Here is a 21,964-nt window from a genome sequence, read left to right on the forward strand (position 1 = left end):
TCCAAGGCCAGTTTGGTCAGCGCAGTTGAGCTGCATTGACCAAACTCGCTTTCATTCCATTGTAAAAGGTGACTTCAATGTCGTATGTGGTTTCGTTCGAGCAGCTCCGCATGACGGACGTGGACTCGGTAGGAGGCAAGAACGCATCATTAGGTGAAATGATCAGTCAGCTGGCCGGCGCGGGGGTACGCGTGCCCGGCGGCTTTGCCACGACCGCCCAGGCCTTCCGGGACTTCCTGCAGGCTTCCGGTCTGGACAAGCGCATCGCTGACCGTCTCGCCACCCTCAACCCCGAAGACGTACGCGAGCTGGCCAGCGCCGGCGCGGAGATCCGTCAATGGGTGATCGATGCGCCTTTCTCGCCTGAATTCGAACAGGCGATCCGCACCGCATTCGCCGAGCTCGACGCCGACGGCAAGGGCTCGTTCGCGGTGCGCTCCTCGGCGACCGCCGAAGACCTGCCCGACGCTTCGTTCGCCGGCCAGCAGGAGACCTTCCTCAACGTGGTGGGCGTCGACGACGTGCTCGACAAGATCCGCCACGTTTTCGCCTCGCTGTACAACGACCGCGCCATTTCGTATCGCGTGCACAAGGGCTACGCCCACGCCGAGGTCGCGCTGTCGGCCGGCATCCAGCGCATGGTCCGTTCCGACAAGGGCAGCGCCGGCGTGATGTTCACCATCGACACCGAGTCGGGCTTCCAGGACGTGGTGTTCATCACCTCGTCGTACGGCCTGGGCGAGACGGTGGTGCAGGGCGCCGTCAACCCGGACGAGTTCTACGTCTTCAAGCCGTCGCTCGAACGCGGCAACTATCCCATCGTCAGCCGCCGCATCGGCTCCAAGCTGATCAAGATGGAATTCGACCCCGAGCGTCCCGAAGGCCGCGCCGTGCGCACCGTCGATGTGCCGGTGTCCGAACGCAACCGCTATTCGCTGACCGACGACGAAGTCATCGAGCTGGCGCGCTACGCGGTCATCATCGAGAAGCACTACCAGCGTCCGATGGACATCGAGTGGGGCCGCGATGGCGTGGATGGCAAGATCTACATCCTGCAGGCGCGTCCGGAAACGGTGAAATCGCAGCAGGGCGTCAATGACGTGCAGCAGCGCTACCGCCTCAAGGCCACCGGCCAGGTGCTGGTGACCGGCCGCGCCATCGGCCAGAAGATCGGCGCAGGCAAGGTGCGCGTGGTGGCCGATATCTCCGAAATGGACAAGGTCCAGGCCGGCGACGTGCTGGTCACCGACATGACCGATCCCAACTGGGAGCCGGTCATGAAGCGTGCCTCGGCGATCATCACCAACCGCGGCGGACGCACCTGCCACGCGGCCATCATCGCGCGCGAACTGGGCATTCCGGCCGTGGTCGGCTGCGGCGACGCGACCGACCTGCTCAAGGACGGCCAGGCCGTGACGGCCTCGTGCGCCGAGGGCGACGAAGGCCGTATCTACGACGGCCTGATCGAGACCGAGGTCGAGGAAGTGCGCCGCGGCGAGATGCCTCCGATCGACGTCAAGATCATGATGAACGTGGGCAATCCGCAGCTGGCGTTCGACTTCGCGCAGATCCCCAACGCCGGCGTGGGCCTGGCCCGCCTGGAATTCATCATCAACAACAACATCGGCATCCACCCCAAGGCGGTGCTGGATTATCCGAACGTCGACGGCGAGCTGAAGAAGGCGGTCGAGTCGGCCGCCCGCGGCCACGCCAGCCCGCGCGCCTTCTTCGTCGAGAAGCTGGCCGAAGGCGTGGCGACCATCGGCGCGGCGTTCTGGCCCAAGCCGGTGATCGTGCGCATGTCGGACTTCAAGTCCAACGAGTACCGCAAGCTGGTGGGCGGTTCGCGCTACGAGCCCGAGGAAGAGAACCCCATGCTGGGCTTTCGCGGGGCGTCGCGCTATATCGCCGCCGATTTCGAGGAGTGCTTCCGCATGGAATGCGAGGCGCTCAAGAAAGTGCGCGACGAAATGGGCCTGACCAACGTCGAGATCATGGTGCCGTTCGTGCGCACCCTGGGCCAGGCCAGGAAGGTCGTCGAGCTGCTGGCCGCCCACGGCCTGGCGCGCGGCGAGAACGGCCTGAAGCTGATCATGATGTGCGAGGTGCCGTCCAACGCCATCCTGGCCGAACAGTTCCTCGAGTACTTCGACGGCTTCTCCATCGGTTCGAACGACATGACCCAGCTGACGCTGGGACTGGACCGCGACTCCGGCATGGAGCTGCTGGCGGCCGACTTCGACGAACGCGACGATGCGGTGAAGTTCATGCTGCGCCGCGCGATCAAGGCGTGCCTGGCGGCCAACAAGTACGTCGGCATCTGCGGACAGGGGCCCAGCGACCACCCCGATTTCGCGCAGTGGCTCAAGGACGAGGGCATCCTGTCCATGTCCCTGAACCCGGATACGGTGGTGGAGACCTGGCAGCAACTGGCCAAGTAAGCGCCCGGCAGCAGGAAAAAGCCTCGCCCTTGCGGCGAGGCTTTTTTTCGCCGGGCGGCGCGGGCGGCTAGGCGCAGCAGGCCAGGAAGCGGCGCACCAGCGAGGCGGCAAGCGGCGTGGGGCCGGCCGCGCGCGCCAGGCCTTCGACGTCCAGCCCGTGGGCGGCGTAGAGCGCCGCGTGGTGGCGCAGATGGGCGGCGACGAACCCGGGCGTGAACTCGGGGTGGAACTGGGCTGTATAGATGCGCGGGGCCAGGCGCAGCATCTGGTGCGCGTCCTGGGCCGAGCGCGCCAGCACGGCGGCGCCCGGCGGCGCGGCGAGCACGGCCTGCTCGTGCATCATCTGGGCGTCGAAGGCGGCCGGCAGGCCGGCCAGCAAGGGGTCCGTGGCGGCCGCGGGCAGCAATTCGACCGGCAGGGTGCCCAGTTCGCGGCCGGCCGGGTTGTCGCCCACCACGCCGCCCAGCGCGTGGGCCAGCAACTGGTGCCCGTAGCAGATGCCGAACATGGGCAGGCCGGCGCCGGCGGCCTGGCGCAGCCAGTCGGCGGCCGCCTCGCTCCAGGGCGCGCGGTCGGTCACCATGGCCGGCGAGCCGGTGATCAGCGCGGCCCGGTACGCGCCGGGCGCGCGCGGCGCCTCGTCCTTGTAGGAGGCCACCACGTGCGTGCCGGCGGCATCCAGCCCGGCGGCCTGGCGCAGCATCTCGGCGTAGCTGCCGTGCGCGGCGCGCAGGGCGGCGGCGGGATTGCCGGTATGCAGGATCAGAACGGGCAGGGCGGCGGTCATGGCGGGGGATCGGGCCGGTGGCGGGAGAGGGGAAACGCCATGATAAAGGCACGGCGTGACAGGCGCGAGTGGCGGGAAATACGTACAATCGTTGCCATATATTGAAACTCGGGACGGAACGCTATGTGGATTTGGTTCGGTTTGGCCGCCGTTGCCCTGATCGGCGAGGTGGGCTCCGGTACGTTTTACCTGCTGCTGGTGGCGCTGGGCCTGGCCGCCGGCGGTATCGCGGCCTGGCTGGGGGCGGACCTGGCATGGCAACTGGTGGCGTGCGGCCTGGTGGCGCTGCTGGGGCTGCTGGCGCTGCGCCGCACCGGCGTGCTGAAAAAGCGCGAGGTCAACGCCGCGCGCAACGCCGACGTCAACCTGGATATCGGCCAGTCCGTCATGGTGGATGCGTGGTCCGACGCGGGCACGACCCAGGTGTATTACCGGGGCGCGCAATGGCAGGCCGAGCTCGCCCACGGCCAGCCGCGCCAGGCCGGCCGCCACATCATCGCCGAAATACGCGGCACGCGCCTGGTGCTGGCGCCCGCGCCGGCCGCGTAACCATGACCTTGCCCGCCGGCGACGGCAGGCTTCACTAGCAGAGGGTATTTATCATGATCGACGTTTCCACTGTGGTCCTGATTGTCATCGTCATCCTGGCGCTGATGATCGTGGTCAAGGCCATCGCCATCGTGCCGCAGCAGCATGCCTGGGTGGTGGAGCGGCTGGGCAAGTTCGACCGCGTGCTGTCGCCGGGCGCCGGCTTCGTGATTCCCTTCATCGAACGGGTGTCGTACAAGCATTCGCTCAAGGAAATCCCGCTCGACGTGCCGAGCCAGGTCTGCATCACGCGCGACAACACGCAGTTGCAGGTCGACGGCGTGCTGTACTTCCAGGTCACCGATCCGATGCGCGCTTCGTACGGTTCGTCGAACTACATTTCCGCCATCACCCAGCTGGCGCAGACGACGCTGCGCTCGGTGATCGGCAAGCTGGAGCTGGACCGCACGTTCGAGGAGCGCGAGTTCATCAACAGCACCATCGTCGCGTCGCTGGACGAGGCCGCGCTGAACTGGGGCGTGAAGGTGCTGCGCTACGAGATCAAGGATTTGACGCCGCCCAACGAGATCCTGCGCGCGATGCAGGCGCAGATTACCGCCGAGCGCGAGAAGCGCGCCCTGATCGCGGCTTCCGAGGGGCGCCGCCAGGAGCAGATCAACATCGCCACCGGCGAGCGCGAGGCCGCCATCGCGCGCTCCGAAGGCGAGAAGCAGGCGCAGATCAACCAGGCCCAGGGCGAGGCCGCGGCCGTGCTGGCCATCGCCGAGGCGACCGCCAAGGCGATCGAGCAGGTGGGCGAGGCCGTGCGCCAGCCCGGCGGCATGGAAGCCGTCAACCTCAAGGTCGCCGAACGCTACGTGGATGCCTTCAGCAATGTGGCCAAGGAGGGCAATACGCTCATCCTGCCGTCCAACCTGTCCGATGTGGGCGGGCTCATCGCCTCGGCCATGACGATCGTCAAGTCGACCAAGAGCGCGTGAGGTTCGACCCGGGCGCGCCGGCCGCGGCGCGTCCTTTCGCGTCCGCGCCATAGCGTCCCGCCCTCATGCTGGCTCCGGTCACCCTGCTGGTGATTTCCACCCTGTCGAGCCTGGTGACGCTGGGAGTCCTGGGTTCGCTGCTGCGCAGCGCCATCGCGGGCATCCGCGAGCTGATGTGGGCCAACGTGCTGGTGCTGTGCTCGCTGCTGCTGTTCACGCTGCAGGCCAACCCCGCCATGCCGCCGTGGCTGGCGATCCAGGCGCCCAACGTGCTGATCTCGTCCGGCGTCGTGCTGTTTTGCGCCGGCGTCTTCCGCTTCATGCAACAGCGCCCGCCGTGGCGCCTGCTGCTGCTGGGACTGGCGCTGTCGATCGGCGCCAACATCTGGTTCCACTATGTCGACCCCTCGGTCAACGCCCGGGTGGTCGCGGCCTCGGGCCTGCATGCGCTGCTGTGGGGCGGCAGCGCATGGACCATCTATCGCAACATGCCGCTGCGGCGGTCGCGCTACAGCTACTGGTTCGCCGGGGTGACCGCCACCGTGGCCGCCCTGGGCCATGCCTTGCGCACGGCCGTCTACGGCCTGCAGATCGAGCAGACCCAGGGGCTGTTGCAGTCATCGGTATGGAACGTGGCCTTCCTGGCGATCGGCGTGCTGGTCATGCCCAGCATGACGCTGGGCATGATCATGATGATCCACGACCGCATGCTGGCCGAGCGCGAGCGCGAGGCCAACCAGGACTTCCTGACCGGCCTGCTGTCGCGCAAGGCATGGTGGCGCGAGGGCGAGCGCCTGTGCGCGCGCGCGTTGCGCACGGGCCGGCCGCTGACCCTGCTGGCGCTGGACATCGACCGCTTCAAGCAGGTCAATGACCAGCACGGCCACGCCGCCGGCGATGTGGTGCTGCGGCATTTCGGTTCGCTGGCCACCGCGCTGCTGCGCAGCGGCGATGTCATCGGCCGGCTGGGCGGCGAGGAATTCGTGGCCTTGTTGCCCGATACCGACGGCGACACGGGCGTGAGCGTGGCCGAGCGCTTGCTGGCCAGTGTGCGCGCCACGCCGTGCTCGCACGGCGGCAAGGCGCTGACCTACACGTTCAGCGGCGGGGTGGCGCAATACCGCGCGGGCGATACGCTGCCGGTGCTGGTGGAGCGGGCGGACGCGGCGTTGTACGCGGCCAAGCAGGCCGGCCGCGACCGCATCAGGAATCGCGCTGGTTGACGCGCGTGTCGTGCTTCAGGACACGTTCCTTTTCGCGCTGCCAGTCCTTTTCGCGGGCGGTGTCGCGCTTGTCGTACAGCTTCTTGCCCCGGCCCAGCGCGAAGTCCAGCTTGATGCGGCCGTTCTTGTAGTGCAGGTTGAGCGGAACCAGCGTGTAGCCGCGCTGTTCGACCTTGCCGATCAGCTTGCGGATTTCCTCGGCCTTGAGCAGCAGCTTGCGGGTGCGCGTGGCGTCGGGGCGGATGTGGGTGGACGCGGTAGGCAGCGGGCTGACGTGCATGCCCAGCAGGTAGATTTCGCCATCGCGCACGATGACGTAGCTTTCCTTCAATTGCACGCGGCCGTCGCGGATAGCCTTCACTTCCCATCCTTCCAGGACCATGCCAGCTTCGTAGCGGTCCTCGATGAAATAGTCGTGCGTGGCCTTGCGGTTATCGATAATACTCATGGAGGCAATGGTAAGGGCGCGCGGTGCCGGTAAAATCCTAGCATTCTAGCCATTTGCGATAGCTGATGCACAAAGTCCAACGATCCGTCCTGGTTCCGTATTCGGCCGCCCAGATGTTCGACCTGGTGGCCGATGTCGAGAAATACCCCGAATTCATGCCGTGGTGCGGCGGCGCCGAGGTGCACTCGCGCTCCGAGCACGGCATGCAGGCCTCGATCCTGATCAGCTTCGCGGGCCTGAAACAGCGCTTCAGCACGCGCAACACGCACGATTATCCGCAGCGCATCGATCTCGAGCTGGTCGACGGGCCTTTCTCGATGCTGGTGGGCCATTGGGTATTCCAGCCGCTGGCCGAGGATGCCTGCAAGGTGCTGTTCACGCTGGAGTACGCGTTCTCCAACCGCGCCCTCGAAATGGTGGTGGGCCCGGTGTTCAACCGTATCGCGGCCAGCTTCATCGATTCGTTCACCAAGCGCGCGCAGGCCAAGTATGGCGAATGACACGCCGGCGCCCGCCGGTTCGCTGCGCGTGACGGTCTGCCATGCATGCCCGGACGGGGCATGGCAGCGCGCCGTCACGCTGCCGGCCGGCGCCACGGTGGCCGACGCGGTGGCCGCCAGCGGCTTTGCCGCGGCGCACCGCGGCCAGGATCCCTGGGCGCATGGCGTGGGGGTGTTCGGCAAGGCGCAGGCGGCCGACGCGCCGCTGGCCGATGGCGACCGGGTGGAAATCTACCGGGGCCTCAGCTTCGATCCCAAGGAGTCGCGCCGGCGGCGGGCCGAGCACCGGCGTGCGCTGGCCGCGCGCGGCGGCAAGGCGCGTCCGGCCGGCCTGCTGTAAGGCCGCGGGCTTCCCGGGGCGATTGCGGCGTCCAGGCGCCCACATTGTCGCCGGCAAGACAGTGCGCGGCCGTTTCGGGCGTAACATACTCGCCAACGACTTACGTTTACGTTAACGTCATGTCGAGCGGCCGCCGGCGATTCACAAGATCGCCACGCAGCCGCATGACCATACCGAGAACATCTGGAGACTGGCCGTGGATTTCGAACTCACCGACGAGCAGCGCGCGTTCGCGCAGGCCGCGCGCGACTATGCACAGGGCGAACTGGCCCCGCACGCGGCGCGCTGGGACGCCGAGGGCATTTTCCCGCGCGAGGCCTTCGCCCGCGCCGGCGAACTGGGCTTTTGCGCCATCTATGCCAGCGAGGAGATCGGCGGACTGGGGCTGCCCCGGCTCGACGCCACGCTGGTCTTCGAGGAGATGGCGGCCGTGGACCCCTCGACCACGGCGTTCCTGACGATCCACAACATGGCCACCTGGATGGTGGGGCAATGGGCCCGGCCGGCGGTGCGCGAGCAGTGGGGGCCGCTGCTGGCCAGCGGCGAGAAGCTGGCGTCGTACTGCCTGACCGAACCCAATGCGGGCTCGGATGCCGGCTCGCTGGCCACGCGGGCCGAGCGCCAGGGCGATGATTACGTGCTCAACGGCGCCAAGGCCTTCATTTCGGGCGGCGGCGATACCGACCTGCTGGTGGTGATGGCGCGCACCGGCGGCGACGGGCCCGGCGGGGTCAGCGCCTTTGCCGTGCCCGCCGACGCCGCGGGCATCGCCTATGGCCGCAAGGAAGAGAAGATGGGCTGGAACAGCCAGTCCACGCGGCCCATCACGTTCGAGCAGGTGCGCGTGCCCGCCTCGCACATGCTGGGCGAGCCCGGCGAGGGCTTCAAGATCGCCATGAAGGGCCTGGACGGCGGGCGCATCAACATCGGCACCTGCTCGGTCGGCGCGGCCCAGGGCGCCATGGACGCGGCGCGCCGCTACATGGACGAGCGGCGCCAGTTCAACCGCAAGCTGGCGCAGTTCCAGGCGCTGCAGTTCAAGCTGGCCGACATGGCCACGCACTTGGTGGCGGCGCGCCAGATGGTGCGGCTGGCCGCCTGCAAGCTGGACGCCGGCTCGGCCGACGCCAGCACCTATTGCGCCATGGCCAAGCGCTTCGCCACCGACATGGGTTTCCAGATCTGCCTGGACGCGCAGCAGATCCATGGCGGATATGGGTATTTGCGCGACTATCCGCTCGAGCGCCTGGTGCGCGATACTCGCGTGCACCAGATCCTGGAGGGCACGAACGAGATCATGCGGGTCATCGTCGCCCGACAATTGCTTGAAAAAGGAGCCGATATCCGATGAATGCGCCCGTGCTGTTTGAAGAACGAATTGCCGACAATGGCGTGCGCCTGGGCGTGGCCACGCTCAATGCGCCGCAGACCCTCAATGGCCTGTCGCTCGAGATGGTCGAGCTGCTCGACGCGCGCCTGCGCGCCTGGGCCGCCGACGCGGCCGTGGCGATGGTCATCCTGCAGGGGGCGGGCGAGAAGGCGTTCTGCGCCGGCGGCGACCTGCACGGGCTGTACCGCAGCATGCGCGAGAACACCGGCGGCGATCCCTGGGCCAATACCCATGCGCGCCGCTTCTTCGAGCACGAGTACCGGCTGGACTACCTGATCCACACCTACCCCAAGCCGGTGCTGTGCTGGGGCCATGGCATCGTCATGGGCGGCGGCGTGGGCCTGATGATGGGCGCCAGCCACCGCGTGGTCAGCGAGACCACGCGCATGGCCATGCCCGAGATCACCATCGGGCTGTTTCCCGACGTGGGCGGCAGCTGGCTGCTCAACCGCATGCCGGGGCGCACCGGGCTGTTCCTGGCGCTGACCGGCGCGCACGTGAACGCCTCCGACGCCTTCTTCGCCGGGCTGGCCGATTTCCGGCTCGATTCGGCGCAGTGGCCGGATTTCTGCGCCTCCCTGCTGAGCCTGCCGTGGGCCGGCCAGCCGGGCGGGCCCGGCACCGGCAACGCGGCGCCGCGCTCGATCAACGACGGCCTGCTGCGCCAGGCGCTGCTGGCGCACGAACCGGCCACGCAGCTGGAGCCCGGCCCCCTGCGCCAGCATTCGTTCCTGGTGAACAGCCTGTGCAGCGGCAAGCGGCTGGACGACATCTACGCCGAGATCGCCGAGCTCAAGGATCACGCCGATCCCTGGCTGGCCAGGGCCGCGGCCACCATGCTGGCCGGTTCGCCCGGTTCGGCGCGGCTGGCGTATGCCCTGCAGCAGCATACGCGGCTGCGTTCGCTGGCCGATGTGTTCCGCATCGAGTACGTGGCCGCGCTGGCCTGCGCGGCGCACGGCGATTTCGCCGAAGGCATCCGTGCGCTGCTGGTCGACAAGGACAGGCAGCCGCGCTGGAATCCCGCCACCCTGTCCGAGGCCAGCGACGACTGGGTGCGCAAGTTCTTTGACGAGCCCTGGCCGGCCGGCCAGCCCCACCCGCTGGCGGACCTGGGCCACGGCGCCTAGGCGCGCCGGTTCGCTCGTTCCCCTATGACGCACAGGAGACAACCATCATGAGCAGCATTGCATTCATCGGTCTGGGCAACATGGGCGCGCCCATGGCGCTGAACCTGGTCAAGGCGGGCCACGACCTGACGGTATTCGACCTGGTGCCGGCGGCGGTCAAGACGCTGACCGACGCTGGCGCGCGCGCGGCCGGTTCGGCCGCCGAGGCGGTGCAGGGCGCCGAACTCGTCATTTCCATGCTGCCGGCCAGCAAGCATGTCGAAGGCCTGTACCTGGGCCAGGACCTGCTGGCCAGCATCGGCGCCAGCGCGCTGGTCATCGAGTGCAGCACCATCGCGCCCGATTCGGCGCGCAAGGTGGCCGCCGCCGCGCAGGCGCGCGGCATCGCCATGATCGATGCGCCGGTATCCGGCGGCACGGGCGGCGCCGCGGTCGGCACGCTGACGTTCATCGTCGGGGGCGAGGCGCCGGCACTGGAGCGCGCGCGGCCGGTACTGGCCAGCATGGGCAAGAACATCTTCCATGCCGGCGGCGCCGGCGCCGGGCAGGTGGCCAAGATCTGCAACAACATGCTGCTGGGCATCCTCATGGCCGGTACGTCCGAGGCGCTGGCGCTGGGCGTGGCCAACGGCCTGGACCCCAAGGTGCTGTCGGACATCATCAGCAAGAGCTCGGGCCGCAACTGGGCCACCGAGCTCTACAACCCCTGGCCGGGCGTCATGGAGCATGCGCCGGCGTCCAAGGGCTATGCCGGGGGCTTCGGCGTGGACCTGATGCTCAAGGACCTGGGGCTGGCGGCCGAGGCGGCGCTGGGCACGCGCTCGTCCATCCCGCTGGGAGAGCTGGCGCGCAACCTGTATTCGCTGCACAGCCAGGGCGGCAGCGGCGGGCTGGACTTCTCCAGCATCGTCAATCTGTATTCGCCGGGCGAGCGCAACTGATCCCGCCCTGGCCGGGCGGCCAGGGCCATTCCGCGAGAGGCTTGCATGCCTGATACCGAGGCTTTCGAGGCGGCGCGCCAGCGCGTGCACGACAACTTTGCCCGCCAGAGCGTCATGGCGCTGATCGGCGCGCGCCTGGGCGCCGTCGAACCTGGCGAGGTCGAGATCGCGTTGCCGTATCGCGCCGACCTGTGCCAGCAGAACGGTTTCCTGCATGCCGGCATTTCCACCACCATTGCCGACAGCGCGGGGGGCTATGCCGCCTATACGCTGTTCGGACCCGGCGAAGACGTGCTGACATCGGAGTTCAAGATGAACTTCCTGGCGCCGGCCGATGGCGAGCACTTTGTCGCCAGCGGCAAGGTGCTAAAGCCCGGCAGGCGGCTGAGCATCTGCCAGGTGGAGCTGCGCGCCTGCCGCGGCGAGCGCAGCACGCTGTGCCTGGTGGGGCTGATGACCGCGGTGCGGGTGACGCCGCGTTGAACGGCGCGGCGGCCTATACTTGGCGCGCCAATCCCGGCCGCCACGAGTGACGCCTGCCCATGCCCGCCCGATCCCACCATCGCATCTTCCGTTCCGGCTGGCTGCGCGCCGCGGTGCTGGGCGCCAATGACGGCATCGTCTCCACCGCCAGCCTGATCGCCGGGGTGGCGGCCGCGCAAGCCAGCCATGCCGCCATCCTGACTTCGGGCCTGGCCGGCCTGGTGGCCGGAGCGCTGTCCATGGCCGCCGGCGAGTACGTATCGGTGAAGTCCCAGGCCGATATCGAGGCGGCCGATCTGCGGCTGGAACAGAGTTCGCTCAAGCGCAATTCGCGCGAAGAGCTGGAAGAACTGACCGGCATCTATGTCGAGCGCGGCCTGTCGCCCGACCTGGCGGGGCAGGTGGCCCGGCAGCTGACGCGCCACAACGCCCTGGACGCGCATGCGCGCGACGAGCTGGGCATCTCGGTGCACAACCGCGCCCAGCCGGTGCAGGCGGCGCTGGCCTCGGCCGCGTCGTTCGCCGTCGGGGCGGCGCTGCCGCTGGCCATCGCCATGGCGGCGCCGCTGGCGCAACTGATGCCGGTGGTGATCGCCGGGTCGGTGGCCGGGCTGGGCATACTGGGCGCGGTGGCCGCGCGCGCCGGCGGCGCGCCGGTGGGGCCGGCCGCCGTGCGGGTGGTGTTGCTGGGGGCGGCCGCCATGGCCCTGACCGCGGGCGTGGGGGCCTTGTTCGGCGTGGCGGTATAGCCGGACAGCCTAGCCGGCGGCGTTGCCGGCCAGTTCGTAGGGCAGGGGCGCCAGGGCGATGCGCGGGCCCTGCGCGCTGAGCAGCCGCAGGTCGCCGTCGGGCAGGCTGGCCAGGGTGGTTTCGAACAGCAGCGCGAGCTGCCCGTCGCTGCGCGCGGCGTCGACCACGCGTCCGCAGGGTTCGTCCGGCCGCGCGCTGTCGTAGATGTCCTGGCCGGCCAAGGGGTCGGGCAGGTCGGCCGGGGCCTCGGCGATCACGCCATGGGCCATGCGGCGCTTGACCGTGCCGCGGTAATGGCTGCGCGCCACTACCTCCTGGCCCGGATAGCAGCCCTTGGTGAAGCTGACGCCGCCGATGAGGTCGAGATTGACGGTCTGCGGAATGAAGACGTCCTGCGTGGCCGCGCCGATCCAGGGCAGGCCGGCGGCCAGGTCGGCGGCCTGCCAGGCGGACTCGGACGCGCGGCCCAGGTGCGCGGCCAGCGCGCCGGCCCGCTCCAGCTGCGCTTCGGTGGCGATCCACCACCAGCGCGGCTGCGCATCGGCCGAGGGCGCGCCGATCCAGGTGCCGGTGGGCAATTCGGCGCGCTGCCAGGGCGCGGCGGGCAGGGCGCCGCCGGCGGCGTCCTGCAGCGCGGCCAGCGCGGCGGGGGCGCATTGCACGCCCGCCGCCCACGCCGGCACCGGAGCCAGCCGCGCCTTGGCGCGCAATACGAACATGGACAGGCGCTTGAGCACCGCCTCGGCGACGTCGGCGCGCACCAGCGCCTGCCATACCGGGGCGCTTTCGTCGGCCGCGGCGGCCCGCCACATGACCAGCGTGGCCAGCAGGCGGCCCTTGGCGGTGCAGTAGCCGGCCAGGCGGGCGTGGTCGGCGGGCTGGCCGGTGACGTCCTGGGTCAGTTGCCCATGCAGGAAAGCCAGCGCGTCGGCGCCGGCCGCGCCGATGACGCGCAGGCTGGCCAGCGGCGCGCATTGCGCCGAACCATCGGCGCGCGCGGGAATCGAATCGTAGAAAGCGTGCATGGCGGAATTCTAAAAGGGGCGGATGACGCGCACGCGCGAACCGGCGTGGGCCGCGCGGCGTCGAACAAACCCCGATGATACCCGGGGCGGCCCGCGCCGGCCCCTATGACCCGGCTGACCGCGGGGGCGTGGGCGGGCCAGCCGCCGCGCCCGCGATCCATTAAACTTGCGCACACTTATGAGAAAACGCATTCGTTTCTATTTTCTGCTGCTCGTGCTGGTGGCGCTGCTCGGCGCCGCGCTGGCGGCCGGCGGCGCCTGGACCTGGATGCACAGGCCGGTGGCGCTCAAGTCCGACCGCATCGATTTCGTGGTGGATCCGGGCAGCACGCCGCGCGCCATCGCGCGCACCCTCAACCAGGCCGGCGTGGCGGTCTGGGAGCCGGGCTTCGTCTGGATGGCGCGCCTGTCCGAGCTGGACAAGCAGATCAAGGCCGGCGGCTACCAGGCCATCGACGGCGACTCGCCCTGGCAGTTGCTGCAACGGCTGGCGCGCGGCGACATGAGCCAGCGCCAGATCACTTTCCTGGAGGGCTGGACGTTCCGGCAGATGCGCCAGGCGCTGCGCGAACATCCCGACGTCAAGCAGACCCTGGGCGAGACCAGCGACGAGGCCCTGATGGAAAGGCTGGGCTCGACGGTGACCCATCCCGAGGGCATGTTCTTTCCCGACACCTATGTGTTCACTCCGGGCAGCACGGATTTCGACATCCTGCGGCGCGCCTACCAGGAAGGGCAGCGCATCCTGGAGTCGACCTGGGCCAAGCGCCAGGATGGGCTGCCGGTGGGCACGCCCTACGAAGCGCTGATCCTGGCCTCCATCGTCGAGAAGGAGACCGGCCACGGGCCGGAGCGCGCGCGCGTGGCCGGGGTGTTCGCCAACCGGCTGCGCATCGGCATGCTGCTGCAGACCGATCCGACCGTGATCTACGGCATGGGCGAGGCCTACCAGGGCCGTATCCGCAAGCGCGACCTGCAGACCGACACGCCATGGAACACCTACACCCGTCCGGGCCTGCCGCCCACGCCCATCGCCGCGCCCGGGCGCGCCGCGCTGCTGGCGGCGGTGCAGCCCGAACGCCACAAATACCTGTTCTTCGTGTCGCGCGGCAACGGCACCAGCGAGTTCTCGGTCAACCTGAACGACCACAACCGCAATGTGTCGCGCTACATATTGGGACAAGGGCAACCGCAACAAGGATCGCAGCAATGACCCCGCGTGGACGTTTCATTACGCTGGAGGGCGTCGATGGCGCCGGCAAGAGCACCCATACCGCATGGATGGTGCAGGCGCTGCGCGACCTGGGCCTGACGGTGCTGGCCACCCGGGAGCCCGGCGGGACGCCGGTGGGCGAGAAGCTGCGCGAGTTGCTGCTGTCCGAACCCATGGCCCTGGAAACCGAGACCTTGCTCATGTTCGCGGCGCGCTGCGAGCACGTGCGCGAAGTGATCGCGCCGGCGCTGGCGCGCGGCGAGTGGGTGGTGTGCGACCGCTTCACCGATGCGTCCTATGCCTATCAGGGCGGCGGACGCCAATTGGGCGCGGCGCGCGTGGCGGCGCTGGAGCAGTGGGTGCATCCCGATCTGCAGCCCGACCGCACCTGGCTGTTCGACGTGCCGCTGGACGTGGCGCGCGCCCGGCTGGCGCGCTCGCGCCAGCTCGACCGCTTCGAGCGCGAGGAGGATGCCTTCTTCGAACGCACCCGCGCCGCCTACCACGAGCGGGCGCGCAGCTCGGATGGACGTATCCGCATCATCGATTCGAGCCGGCCGCTCGAGGTCGTGCGCGCGCAGCTCGACAGCGAGGTGCGCGAGCTGGTGGCGCAAGCGGCATGAGCCTCGGTCGCTTCCTGCCCTGGCAGACGGAGATCGCCCGCTCCTGGCTGAGCGGGCGCGACCGCTTCGCGCATGCCTGGCTGATCCATGGCAATGGCGGCATCGGCAAGCTGGACTTTGCGGCGGCCGCGGCGGCCAGCCTGCTGTGCGAGTCGCCGCGCCAGGGCCTGGCGTGCGGCGAGTGCGCGGCCTGCGCCTGGGTGGCCAGCGGCAACCATCCGGATCTGCGGCGCATCCGTCCGGAGGCGGTCGCGCTGGAAGAGGGCGCCGACCAGACCGAAGGCGCCGAGGAGGCCGAGGCCGGTTCCGGCGGCGCGGCGGCCAAGCGCGCGCCGTCCAAGGACATCCGCATCGACCAGATCCGCGCGCTCGAACCGTGGTTCAACACCGCCACGCACCGGGGCGGCTGGCGCGTGGCGCTGCTGTATCCGGCACATGCGCTGAACGTGATATCGGCCAACGCCTTGCTGAAGGTGCTGGAGGAGCCGCCCGCGCATACGGTGTTCCTGCTGGTGGCCGATGCGCCCGACCGCCTGCTGCCCACGCTGGTGTCGCGCTGCCGGCGCCTGCCGCTGCCCACGCCGTCGGCCGGGCAGGCGCTGCAATGGCTGGGCGAGCAGGGCGTGGAGCCGGCGGCCGACTGGCTGGCTGCCGCCGGCGGCGCGCCGCTGGCGGCGCAGCGCCTGGCGGCCCGGGGCGATGCGCCGTGCCCGGCCTGGCTGGCGCAACTGGTGCAGCCCTTGGCCGCGGGCAAGGCGCCCGATGTGGGCACGCTGACCGAAAACCTGGAAAAGGTGGCGGCGGCCGAGTGGATCGACGCCCTGCAGCGCCTGTTCACCGACCTGACGCTGGCCGCCCATGGCGCGGCCAGCCGCTACTATCCCTCGCTGGCCGAGCCGGTGCGGCAAGCCGCCGCGCGCGCGCAGCCCGCGCAACTGGCCGAGACCGCGCGCTGGCTGAGCCGCCAGCGCGGGCTGGCCACGCATCCGCTCAACGCCAAGCTGTTCGTGCACGCGGCCCTGCAGCGCGTGGTGCTATCCTGCCAGTGACGATCGGGCCACGGCCCGTTTCTCCTGTGATCCGTATTCTGTGGTCCGTATGTACGTAGACTCCCACTGTCATCTGAATTTTCCCGAATTGGCGCAAGACCTGCCGGCCGTGCTGGATCGCATGGCCGCCAACCAGGTCACCCATGCGCTGGTCGTCAGCGTCAACATGCCCGACTGGCCGGGCCTGATGCAATTGGTCGAGCCGCACGGCAATCTCTGGGCGTCGGTGGGGGTGCACCCCGACTATGAAGACACGCCCGATCCCGAGCCCGCCGAGCTCGAGCGCCTGGCCGCGCACCCCAAGGTGGTGGCCATCGGCGAGACCGGGCTGGACTACTACCGCCTGAGCGAGCCGCTGGACTGGCAGCGCGAGCGCTTTCGCCGCCATATCCGCGCGGCGCGCTCGACCGGCCTGCCGCTGATCGTGCATACGCGCGCCTCGGCGCAGGACACGGTGCGCCTGCTGCGCGAAGAGGGCGCCGACGAGGTCGGCGGCGTGATGCACTGTTTTACCGAGTCCTGGGAGATCGCCCAGCAGGCCATGGCGCTGAATTTCCATATCTCGCTTTCGGGCATCGTGACGTTCAAGAACGCGCAGCTCGTGCACGAGGTGGCCGCCAATATGCCGCTGGACCGGCTGCTGATCGAGACCGACTCGCCCTACCTGGCGCCGGTGCCATACCGCGGCAAGCTGAACGATCCGTCCAAGGTGATCCACGTTGCCGAGAAGATCGCCGAGCTCAAGGGTATTCCGGTGGCCGAGGTGGCGCATGCCTCTACCGAGAATTTCTTCAAACTTTTCAATAAGATAAAACGATAATCTAATTTGAATTATTTAAAGTGAATTCTAGATTTTGGCGGTATTCCACCATGAAACCCTTGCGTACCCGTTTTCTGCGCTGGCGCGGCGCCGCGGCCGGCGGCCTGCTCGCCGGCGCCTTGCTGGCCAGCCCCGCCTGGGCGGCCAAGCAGGCCGACTGGTGGGTGTATGTCCATAACGACAAGGCCCGCGACATCGGCGCCTTGCTGGCGGCGGGCGCCGATCCCAATGTGCGCTACGACAATGGCCAGCCGGCCATCATGCGGGCGGTGGTCGACAACGCCTGGGAGGTGTTCGATGTGCTGGCCGCCAACCGCCGCACCGATCTCAACGCCGAGAATCCCGCGGGCGAGACGCCCTTGATGTACCTGGCGGTGGCGGGGCAGACCGAACGCGCGCAGGCGCTGATCGCGCGCGGCGCGCAGGTCAACCGGCTGGGCTGGACGCCGCTGCACTATGCGGCCTCGAAGGGCCGGCTGGAGACCGCGCGCATGCTGCTGGGCAAGCAGGCGCTGGTCAATGCGCCGTCGCCCGACGGCACCACGCCGCTGATGATGGCCGCGTATTCGGGCGATCGCCGCATGGTGCAGTTGTTGCTGGATGCCGGCGCCGATATCACCACGCGCAACCTCAAGGGCATGAGCGCGGCTGACTGGGCCGCCTTCGGCAAGTCCGAGGCGCTGGCGCGCGAGCTCAAGCCCATGATCGCCCGCGCCGAGGCCGAACGGCAGGCCCGCCATGGCGCAGTGGCCACGCCCAAGCTGGCGCCGGCCGCCGAAACGCCGCCCACGGCACAGCCCGCGGCAGCCCCTGCCGCGGCGTCGCAACCCGGCGAAGGCCGCTCCCTGTCCGGCGTCTCGGGCGTGCGGCTGAACTCCTACGATTAACCCGGGTGCCTGTCCCCGCGGGGACAGGCACCCGCCAACTCCTGTGCCTGTCCCCGCATGGAGACAGGCACCCGCCAACTCCTGTGCCTGTCCCCGCATGGGGACTGGCGCCCGCCAACGTCTCGGTGCCTGTCCCCACAGGGACAGGCACCCGGGCCTCCCTGTTCCTGCTCCTCCACCTGATCACGTGCCGCCCACCGGGGCGGCATTTTTTTGCTCGGGGTTTTCCCTGAAATTCTCATAAATTGAGAATGAATTCTGAAAAAATGGGAAAAACTGAATAATCTGCGCACGCAATATCAAGGAACGATCGACATGCAAGAACAAGCCATCGCGGGTGGCGCCGAGCGCGTGCTGTATGTGCTGGCCACCCTGGCGCGCGAGGAAGCCCCGCTGACCGTGGCGGCGCTGGCCGAGCGCACCGGCCTGGCCCAGAGCACGCTGTACCGGCAGGTGGCCCTGCTCAAGCGCTGGGGGTTCGTGCTGGAGCAGGCTGGCGCCTATACGCCGGGCCCGCTGTGCGTGCAGCTGGCGCGCGGCTTCGACCAATCGTCCTATCTGATCCAGGAAGCCTTGCCCGATATGACCCGCCTGGCCGCCGATTCGGGCGAGACGGTGGGCTTGCTGGTGGCCATGTCCGACCAGGCGGTCTGCCTGGAGATGGTCGAAAGCCGGCATCCGCTGCGCTGTTCGTTCGTCAAGGGCCGCGGCCTGCCGTTGGCGCGCGGGGCCTCGGCCAAGTCGCTGATGGCGTTCATGGCGCCGGCGCGCCTGCAGGGCCGGCTGCACGAGCTGGCCGGGCAGGGCGTCGACGCCGCCGCGCTGGCGCGCGACCTGGAGGCGATCCGCGCCGCCGGCTACGCGGTCAGCGACAGCGAGGTCGACGCCGGCGTGTGGGGCTGCAGCGCGCCGGTGTTCGAGCGGCCGCACCAGGCAGCCGGCTCGGTCACCCTGATGGCGCCTTCCACGCGCGTGGCCGAACGCACCGCGACCCTGATCAACCTGACGCTGGCGGCCGCCAAACGCATTTCCAGCCGCCTGCAGCATTCCTGACGTATCCCTGTGGCCGTATCCATCCATACGGTTTTCTTCACTCCAATGCCGTACCCATCACCAAAGGAAGCATCATGACGACTCGCCGCCAACTGCTGACCGCCGCCCTGACCCTGAGCCTGGCCTGGGGCGCCGGCGCCGCGCATGCCCAGGAGACCATTCGCGCCGTGACCGACGCGACGTTCCCGCCCATGGAATTCGTCAAGGACGGCAAGCGCACCGGTTTCGATATCGAACTGGTCGAGGCGCTGGCCCAGGCCATGGGCAAGAAAATCGAATGGATCGACATCGACTTCAAGGGCCTGATCCCGGCGCTGCAGGCCGGCCGCGCCGACATCGCCGTGTCGGCCATCTACATCACCGCCGAGCGCCAGAAAGTGGTGGATTTCACCGACCCGTACTATGCGGGCGGCCTGGTGGTGCTGACCAAGAAGGATGGTCCGGTGAAGTCGCTCAAGGACCTGGAGGGCCGCAAGGTGTCGGTGCAGGTGGGCACCAAGTCGGTCAACTATCTGAAGGAGCACTTCCCCAAGGTGCAGCGCGTCGAGGTGGAGAAGAACCAGGAGATGTTCAACCTGGTGCAGATCGGCCGCGCCGACGCGGCGGTGACCGGCAAGCCGGCGGCCAAGCTGTTCGCGCAAAGCACGCAGGACCTGGCCGTGCTGAGCGAGCAGATCACCACCGAGGAATACGGCATCGCCGTGCCGAAGTCCAAGTCCGGACTGACCCGCGAGCTCAACGAGGCGCTCAAGAAGCTGAAGGCTGACGGTACCTACGAGCGCATCGTCAACAAGTGGTTCGAGGCGCAGGCCAAATGATGCTGGATTTCGCGCCTGTCTTTGCCGACTTCGACGCATTGCTGCGCGGCGCGGTCGTCACCGTGGAGGTGACGGCCTGCGCGCTGCTGCTGGGCTGCGTCATCGGCCTGCTGGTCGGGGTCGGCCGCCTCAACCCGCAACGCCGCTTCATCTACAACCTGTGCAGCGTATACCTGCTGTTCTTTCGCGGCACGCCGCTGCTGGTGCAGCTGTTCATCTGGTTCTTCGGGCTGCCGCAGTTCGGCATCACGCTGCCGGCGTTCGCCTGCGGTGTGCTCGGCCTGGGCATCTATTCCGGCGCCTACGTCTCGGAGATCGTGCGCGGCGCCATCCAGTCGGTCGACCGCGGCCAGATGGAAGCGGCCCGCTCGCTGGGCATGTCCTCGGCGCAGGCGATGCGCATCATCATCCTGCCGCAGGCCGTGGTGCGCATGATTCCGCCGCTGGGCAACGAGTTCATCGCCCTGATCAAGAATTCCGCGCTGGTTTCGCTGCTGACGATCCACGATCTGATGCACGAAGGCCAGAAGATCATCAGCGTGTCGTATCGCTCGCTGGAGACCTATCTGGTGGTGGCCCTGATTTACCTGGTGTTGACGACCGCGACGACGACGATCCTGCGCCGGATCGAGCATCGCCTGCGCGCGGGAGGGATGGTGCAATGAGTACGCAAGAGATGATCCGCATCCGCGGACTGCGCAAGGCCTATGGCGAGCACGAAGTGCTGCGCGGCATCGATTTCAATGTCGAGGCCTCGCAGGTGGTGGTGGTGATCGGGCCCAGCGGCTCGGGCAAGAGCACGCTTTTGCGCTGCTGCAACGGCCTGGAGGTGGCGCAGGGCGGCACCATCGATATCTGCGGCCACAACCTGCTCAAGGATGGCCGGCTGCTGCCCGAGGCGGAGCTCAATCGCCTGCGCATGCAGGTCGGCATGGTGTTCCAGGGTTTCAACCTGTTCCCGCACCTTTCGGTGCTGGACAACGTGACCGTCGGGCCGCGCACGCTGCGCGGCATGAGCCGGGCGCAGGCCGAGGAGCTGGGCGGCGACCTGCTGGCCAAGGTGGGGCTGCGCGAAAAGATGGCGGCCATGCCCGGCTCGCTGTCGGGCGGCCAGAAGCAGCGCGTGGCGATCGCCCGCGCGCTGGCGATGCAGCCGCGCGTGATGCTGTTCGACGAGCCCACGTCGGCGCTCGACCCGGAACTGGTGGGCGAGGTGCTGCAGGTCATGAAGCTGCTGGCCCGCGAAGGCATGACCATGATGGTGGTCACGCACGAAATGGGTTTCGCGCGCGAAGTGGCCGATGTGGTGGCGGTGATGGACGGCGGCAGCATTGTCGAGTCCGGTCCGCCCGAGCTGATTTTCAGCCAGCCGCGCGAGGCGCGTACCCGCGCCTTCCTGCAGGCCGTCCTCAGCGCATCGCAGGGGGCGGCATGAGCGTGGCCAACGATTCCGCGTCCATCTGGACCGCGCGCGACGACAGCGGCGAGCGCGGCGATACGCGCCGCCTGGCCCACATCGTCGCGCTGGGGCAGGACGCCGGCGCCGGCGACGCCGCGGTGCTGGGCTTTGCCTGCGATGCCGGCGTGGCGCGCAACCAGGGGCGGCGCGGCGCGGCGCTGGCGCCGCGCGCCATCCGGCGCATGATGGCCGGCCTGCCGGCGCACAATCTGCGTCGCCTGGTCGACGCCGGCGACGTGGTGTGCGAGGACGACCAGCTCGAGGCGGCGCAGGATGCGCTGGCCGGCCGCGTGGCCGCGCTGCTGCAGGCCGGCGCGCATCCGGTGGTGCTGGGCGGCGGGCACGAGATCGCCTGGGGCAGTTTCCAGGGCTTGCGGCGCTGGCTGGACGCGCGCGGCGACCGCGAACCGGTGCTGGTGCTCAACCTCGACGCGCATTTCGACCTGCGCACCGGCCGGCCGGGCAGTTCGGGCACGCCGTTCGACCAGATCGCCGAGTATTGCGCGGCGCGCGGCCACGCGCTGCAGTACGCCTGCCTGGGCGTCTCGCCGCTGGGCAACACGCCCGCGCTCTACGCGCGGGCGGCCGAGACCGGCGCCGTCTGGGTGGAAGACCGCCACATGCAGGAGGCCCATCTGGGCGAGCGCCTGGCCCAGCTCGATACCTTGCTGGCGGCGGCCGGCCACGTCTATCTCACGATCGACCTGGACGTGCTGCCGGCGGCGACCGCGCCGGGGGTCTCGGCCCCTGCGCCCTATGGCGTGCCGCTGGCGGTGGTCGAGGAGGTGGCGATGCATGTGCGCGCCAGCGGCAAGCTGCGCCTGGCCGACCTGGCCGAGTGCAACCCGGCCTACGACATCGACCACCGCACCGCGCGCGTGGCGGCGCGCCTGGCGTGGCGCTTGCTGGGCGGCGCGGCGCGGTAGACGGCGGGCCCGCCACGGGCTTAGGATGTAGGCGTTGGCCGCCCGGATCGGCCCGATCCGGGCGGCCTGCCCGAAGGTTGTTGCAAGGCGCGCTTTTTTGATGCGGCCCTAATAAATATTTATCTCTTT

At 69.0% G+C, this 21,964-nt stretch carries 24 protein-coding genes; 21 read left to right on the plus strand and 3 right to left on the minus strand.

Going from position 1 to position 21,964, the window contains the following annotated elements; translation table 11 throughout:
* Nucleotides 1-77: 77 nt before the first annotated feature.
* A complete protein-coding gene (gene ppsA, locus EL288_RS11190; protein ID WP_003811764.1) occupies nucleotides 78-2,441 on the plus strand; it encodes a phosphoenolpyruvate synthase in 2,364 nt (787 codons plus the stop codon).
* A 67-nt stretch (nucleotides 2,442-2,508) separates the two neighbouring features.
* Here ppsA and EL288_RS11195 read toward each other — a convergent pair whose 3' ends face one another.
* Nucleotides 2,509-3,228 carry a glutamine amidotransferase gene (locus EL288_RS11195; RefSeq protein WP_003811762.1) on the minus strand — a complete coding sequence of 240 codons (720 nt, stop codon included), beginning with the start codon at nucleotides 3,226-3,228 and terminating at the stop codon, nucleotides 2,509-2,511.
* Between the two features lie 123 nt (nucleotides 3,229-3,351).
* Between EL288_RS11195 and EL288_RS11200 the strand changes: the two genes are divergently transcribed.
* From EL288_RS11200 to EL288_RS11210, 3 genes are all read left to right on the plus strand, one after another.
* The gene (locus EL288_RS11200; protein WP_003811761.1) at nucleotides 3,352-3,777 is read left to right on the plus strand and encodes an NfeD family protein; all 426 of its coding nucleotides are present in this window, start codon (nucleotides 3,352-3,354) and stop codon (nucleotides 3,775-3,777) included.
* Between the two features lie 53 nt (nucleotides 3,778-3,830).
* Entirely contained in the window at nucleotides 3,831-4,757 is a 927-nt protein-coding gene (locus EL288_RS11205; RefSeq protein WP_003811759.1) for an SPFH domain-containing protein, read from the plus strand.
* Nucleotides 4,758-4,822: 65 nt separating this feature from the next.
* Entirely contained in the window at nucleotides 4,823-5,980 is a 1,158-nt protein-coding gene (locus EL288_RS11210) for a GGDEF domain-containing protein (RefSeq protein WP_033459852.1), read from the plus strand.
* Here the strand turns inward: EL288_RS11210 and smpB are convergent.
* Nucleotides 5,961-6,428 (minus strand): SsrA-binding protein SmpB, encoded by a 468-nt coding sequence (smpB, locus tag EL288_RS11215; RefSeq protein ID WP_003811754.1) that lies wholly within the window; start codon nucleotides 6,426-6,428, stop codon nucleotides 5,961-5,963. The genes EL288_RS11210 and smpB overlap by 20 nt on opposite strands.
* A gap of 65 nt (nucleotides 6,429-6,493) precedes the next feature.
* On the opposite strand from smpB, the gene EL288_RS11220 reads away from it, so the two are divergent.
* From EL288_RS11220 to EL288_RS11250, 7 genes are all read left to right on the plus strand, one after another.
* A complete protein-coding gene (locus EL288_RS11220; protein WP_003811752.1) occupies nucleotides 6,494-6,928 on the plus strand; it encodes a type II toxin-antitoxin system RatA family toxin in 435 nt (144 codons plus the stop codon).
* On the plus strand, nucleotides 6,918-7,268 hold the full coding sequence (locus tag EL288_RS11225) for an RnfH family protein (protein ID WP_003811750.1): 351 nt from the start codon (nucleotides 6,918-6,920) through the stop codon (nucleotides 7,266-7,268). Before EL288_RS11220 ends, EL288_RS11225 begins: the two co-directional genes overlap by 11 nt.
* Before the next feature lie 196 nt (nucleotides 7,269-7,464).
* Complete coding sequence (locus tag EL288_RS11230) at nucleotides 7,465-8,619, plus strand: acyl-CoA dehydrogenase family protein (RefSeq protein WP_003811748.1); 1,155 nt, start codon at nucleotides 7,465-7,467, stop codon at nucleotides 8,617-8,619.
* Nucleotides 8,616-9,788, plus strand: a complete 1,173-nt coding sequence (locus EL288_RS11235) for an enoyl-CoA hydratase/isomerase family protein (RefSeq protein ID WP_003811746.1) — start codon at nucleotides 8,616-8,618, stop codon at nucleotides 9,786-9,788. The genes EL288_RS11230 and EL288_RS11235 overlap by 4 nt, the downstream gene beginning before the upstream one ends.
* A gap of 47 nt (nucleotides 9,789-9,835) precedes the next feature.
* The gene (gene mmsB / locus EL288_RS11240) at nucleotides 9,836-10,729 is read left to right on the plus strand and encodes a 3-hydroxyisobutyrate dehydrogenase (RefSeq protein WP_033459854.1); all 894 of its coding nucleotides are present in this window, start codon (nucleotides 9,836-9,838) and stop codon (nucleotides 10,727-10,729) included.
* Nucleotides 10,730-10,774: 45 nt separating this feature from the next.
* The gene (locus tag EL288_RS11245) at nucleotides 10,775-11,212 is read left to right on the plus strand and encodes a PaaI family thioesterase (protein WP_003811741.1); all 438 of its coding nucleotides are present in this window, start codon (nucleotides 10,775-10,777) and stop codon (nucleotides 11,210-11,212) included.
* Between the two features lie 59 nt (nucleotides 11,213-11,271).
* Entirely contained in the window at nucleotides 11,272-11,961 is a 690-nt protein-coding gene (locus tag EL288_RS11250) for a VIT1/CCC1 transporter family protein (protein ID WP_003811740.1), read from the plus strand.
* Nucleotides 11,962-11,970: 9 nt separating this feature from the next.
* Here EL288_RS11250 and ygfZ read toward each other — a convergent pair whose 3' ends face one another.
* Nucleotides 11,971-12,987, minus strand: a complete 1,017-nt coding sequence (ygfZ, locus tag EL288_RS11255) for a CAF17-like 4Fe-4S cluster assembly/insertion protein YgfZ (RefSeq protein ID WP_010926575.1) — start codon at nucleotides 12,985-12,987, stop codon at nucleotides 11,971-11,973.
* A 178-nt stretch (nucleotides 12,988-13,165) separates the two neighbouring features.
* Here ygfZ and mltG point away from each other — a divergent pair, with 178 nt between their 5' ends.
* The 10 genes from mltG to hutG all read left to right on the plus strand — a co-directional run bounded on the left by mltG (nucleotide 13,166) and on the right by hutG (nucleotide 21,835).
* Nucleotides 13,166-14,200 (plus strand): endolytic transglycosylase MltG, encoded by a 1,035-nt coding sequence (gene mltG, locus EL288_RS11260; RefSeq protein ID WP_033446696.1) that lies wholly within the window; start codon nucleotides 13,166-13,168, stop codon nucleotides 14,198-14,200.
* Nucleotides 14,197-14,823, plus strand: coding sequence for a dTMP kinase (tmk, locus tag EL288_RS11265; RefSeq protein ID WP_003811733.1), 627 nt, complete (start codon nucleotides 14,197-14,199; stop codon nucleotides 14,821-14,823). Before mltG ends, tmk begins: the two co-directional genes overlap by 4 nt.
* A complete protein-coding gene (holB, locus tag EL288_RS11270; protein WP_003811729.1) occupies nucleotides 14,820-15,872 on the plus strand; it encodes a DNA polymerase III subunit delta' in 1,053 nt (350 codons plus the stop codon). The genes tmk and holB overlap by 4 nt, the downstream gene beginning before the upstream one ends.
* A gap of 49 nt (nucleotides 15,873-15,921) precedes the next feature.
* Nucleotides 15,922-16,692, plus strand: a complete 771-nt coding sequence (locus EL288_RS11275; protein ID WP_033448020.1) for a TatD family hydrolase — start codon at nucleotides 15,922-15,924, stop codon at nucleotides 16,690-16,692.
* A gap of 50 nt (nucleotides 16,693-16,742) precedes the next feature.
* Nucleotides 16,743-17,579 carry an ankyrin repeat domain-containing protein gene (locus tag EL288_RS11280; protein WP_010926577.1) on the plus strand — a complete coding sequence of 279 codons (837 nt, stop codon included), beginning with the start codon at nucleotides 16,743-16,745 and terminating at the stop codon, nucleotides 17,577-17,579.
* Nucleotides 17,580-17,894: 315 nt separating this feature from the next.
* Entirely contained in the window at nucleotides 17,895-18,632 is a 738-nt protein-coding gene (locus EL288_RS11285; RefSeq protein WP_003811724.1) for an IclR family transcriptional regulator, read from the plus strand.
* A 74-nt stretch (nucleotides 18,633-18,706) separates the two neighbouring features.
* A complete protein-coding gene (locus EL288_RS11290) occupies nucleotides 18,707-19,450 on the plus strand; it encodes a glutamine ABC transporter substrate-binding protein (protein WP_003811722.1) in 744 nt (247 codons plus the stop codon).
* On the plus strand, nucleotides 19,447-20,115 hold the full coding sequence (locus EL288_RS11295) for an amino acid ABC transporter permease (RefSeq protein WP_003811721.1): 669 nt from the start codon (nucleotides 19,447-19,449) through the stop codon (nucleotides 20,113-20,115). Before EL288_RS11290 ends, EL288_RS11295 begins: the two co-directional genes overlap by 4 nt.
* Complete coding sequence (locus EL288_RS11300; protein ID WP_003811719.1) at nucleotides 20,112-20,885, plus strand: amino acid ABC transporter ATP-binding protein; 774 nt, start codon at nucleotides 20,112-20,114, stop codon at nucleotides 20,883-20,885. Before EL288_RS11295 ends, EL288_RS11300 begins: the two co-directional genes overlap by 4 nt.
* A complete protein-coding gene (gene hutG, locus EL288_RS11305; RefSeq protein WP_033459856.1) occupies nucleotides 20,882-21,835 on the plus strand; it encodes a formimidoylglutamase in 954 nt (317 codons plus the stop codon). Before EL288_RS11300 ends, hutG begins: the two co-directional genes overlap by 4 nt.
* Nucleotides 21,836-21,964 lie beyond the last annotated feature (129 nt).

Origin of the sequence: Bordetella bronchiseptica (assembly GCF_900636925.1) — a bacterium.
Lineage (GTDB): Bacteria > Pseudomonadota > Gammaproteobacteria > Burkholderiales > Burkholderiaceae_B > Bordetella > Bordetella pertussis.

What these genes read in the sequence shown, in the direction of transcription:
- tmk (WP_003811733.1), top strand. Translation starts at nt 14,197, where the DNA reads ATGACCCCGCGTGGACGTTTCATTACGCTGGAGGGCGTCGATGGCGCC.
- EL288_RS11195 (WP_003811762.1), bottom strand. Translation starts at nt 3,228, where the DNA reads ATGACCGCCGCCCTGCCCGTTCTGATCCTGCATACCGGCAATCCCGCC.
- EL288_RS11300 (WP_003811719.1), top strand. Translation starts at nt 20,112, where the DNA reads ATGAGTACGCAAGAGATGATCCGCATCCGCGGACTGCGCAAGGCCTAT.
- mmsB (WP_033459854.1), top strand. Translation starts at nt 9,836, where the DNA reads ATGAGCAGCATTGCATTCATCGGTCTGGGCAACATGGGCGCGCCCATG.
- ppsA (WP_003811764.1), top strand. Translation starts at nt 78, where the DNA reads ATGTCGTATGTGGTTTCGTTCGAGCAGCTCCGCATGACGGACGTGGAC.
- EL288_RS11250 (WP_003811740.1), top strand. Translation starts at nt 11,272, where the DNA reads ATGCCCGCCCGATCCCACCATCGCATCTTCCGTTCCGGCTGGCTGCGC.
- EL288_RS11285 (WP_003811724.1), top strand. Translation starts at nt 17,895, where the DNA reads ATGCAAGAACAAGCCATCGCGGGTGGCGCCGAGCGCGTGCTGTATGTG.
- EL288_RS11210 (WP_033459852.1), top strand. Translation starts at nt 4,823, where the DNA reads ATGCTGGCTCCGGTCACCCTGCTGGTGATTTCCACCCTGTCGAGCCTG.
- EL288_RS11280 (WP_010926577.1), top strand. Translation starts at nt 16,743, where the DNA reads ATGAAACCCTTGCGTACCCGTTTTCTGCGCTGGCGCGGCGCCGCGGCC.
- smpB (WP_003811754.1), bottom strand. Translation starts at nt 6,428, where the DNA reads ATGAGTATTATCGATAACCGCAAGGCCACGCACGACTATTTCATCGAG.
- EL288_RS11245 (WP_003811741.1), top strand. Translation starts at nt 10,775, where the DNA reads ATGCCTGATACCGAGGCTTTCGAGGCGGCGCGCCAGCGCGTGCACGAC.
- mltG (WP_033446696.1), top strand. Translation starts at nt 13,166, where the DNA reads ATGAGAAAACGCATTCGTTTCTATTTTCTGCTGCTCGTGCTGGTGGCG.
- EL288_RS11235 (WP_003811746.1), top strand. Translation starts at nt 8,616, where the DNA reads ATGAATGCGCCCGTGCTGTTTGAAGAACGAATTGCCGACAATGGCGTG.
- EL288_RS11205 (WP_003811759.1), top strand. Translation starts at nt 3,831, where the DNA reads ATGATCGACGTTTCCACTGTGGTCCTGATTGTCATCGTCATCCTGGCG.
- EL288_RS11290 (WP_003811722.1), top strand. Translation starts at nt 18,707, where the DNA reads ATGACGACTCGCCGCCAACTGCTGACCGCCGCCCTGACCCTGAGCCTG.
- EL288_RS11275 (WP_033448020.1), top strand. Translation starts at nt 15,922, where the DNA reads ATGTACGTAGACTCCCACTGTCATCTGAATTTTCCCGAATTGGCGCAA.
- hutG (WP_033459856.1), top strand. Translation starts at nt 20,882, where the DNA reads ATGAGCGTGGCCAACGATTCCGCGTCCATCTGGACCGCGCGCGACGAC.
- EL288_RS11295 (WP_003811721.1), top strand. Translation starts at nt 19,447, where the DNA reads ATGATGCTGGATTTCGCGCCTGTCTTTGCCGACTTCGACGCATTGCTG.
- EL288_RS11225 (WP_003811750.1), top strand. Translation starts at nt 6,918, where the DNA reads ATGGCGAATGACACGCCGGCGCCCGCCGGTTCGCTGCGCGTGACGGTC.
- EL288_RS11200 (WP_003811761.1), top strand. Translation starts at nt 3,352, where the DNA reads ATGTGGATTTGGTTCGGTTTGGCCGCCGTTGCCCTGATCGGCGAGGTG.
- EL288_RS11220 (WP_003811752.1), top strand. Translation starts at nt 6,494, where the DNA reads ATGCACAAAGTCCAACGATCCGTCCTGGTTCCGTATTCGGCCGCCCAG.
- holB (WP_003811729.1), top strand. Translation starts at nt 14,820, where the DNA reads ATGAGCCTCGGTCGCTTCCTGCCCTGGCAGACGGAGATCGCCCGCTCC.
- ygfZ (WP_010926575.1), bottom strand. Translation starts at nt 12,987, where the DNA reads ATGCACGCTTTCTACGATTCGATTCCCGCGCGCGCCGATGGTTCGGCG.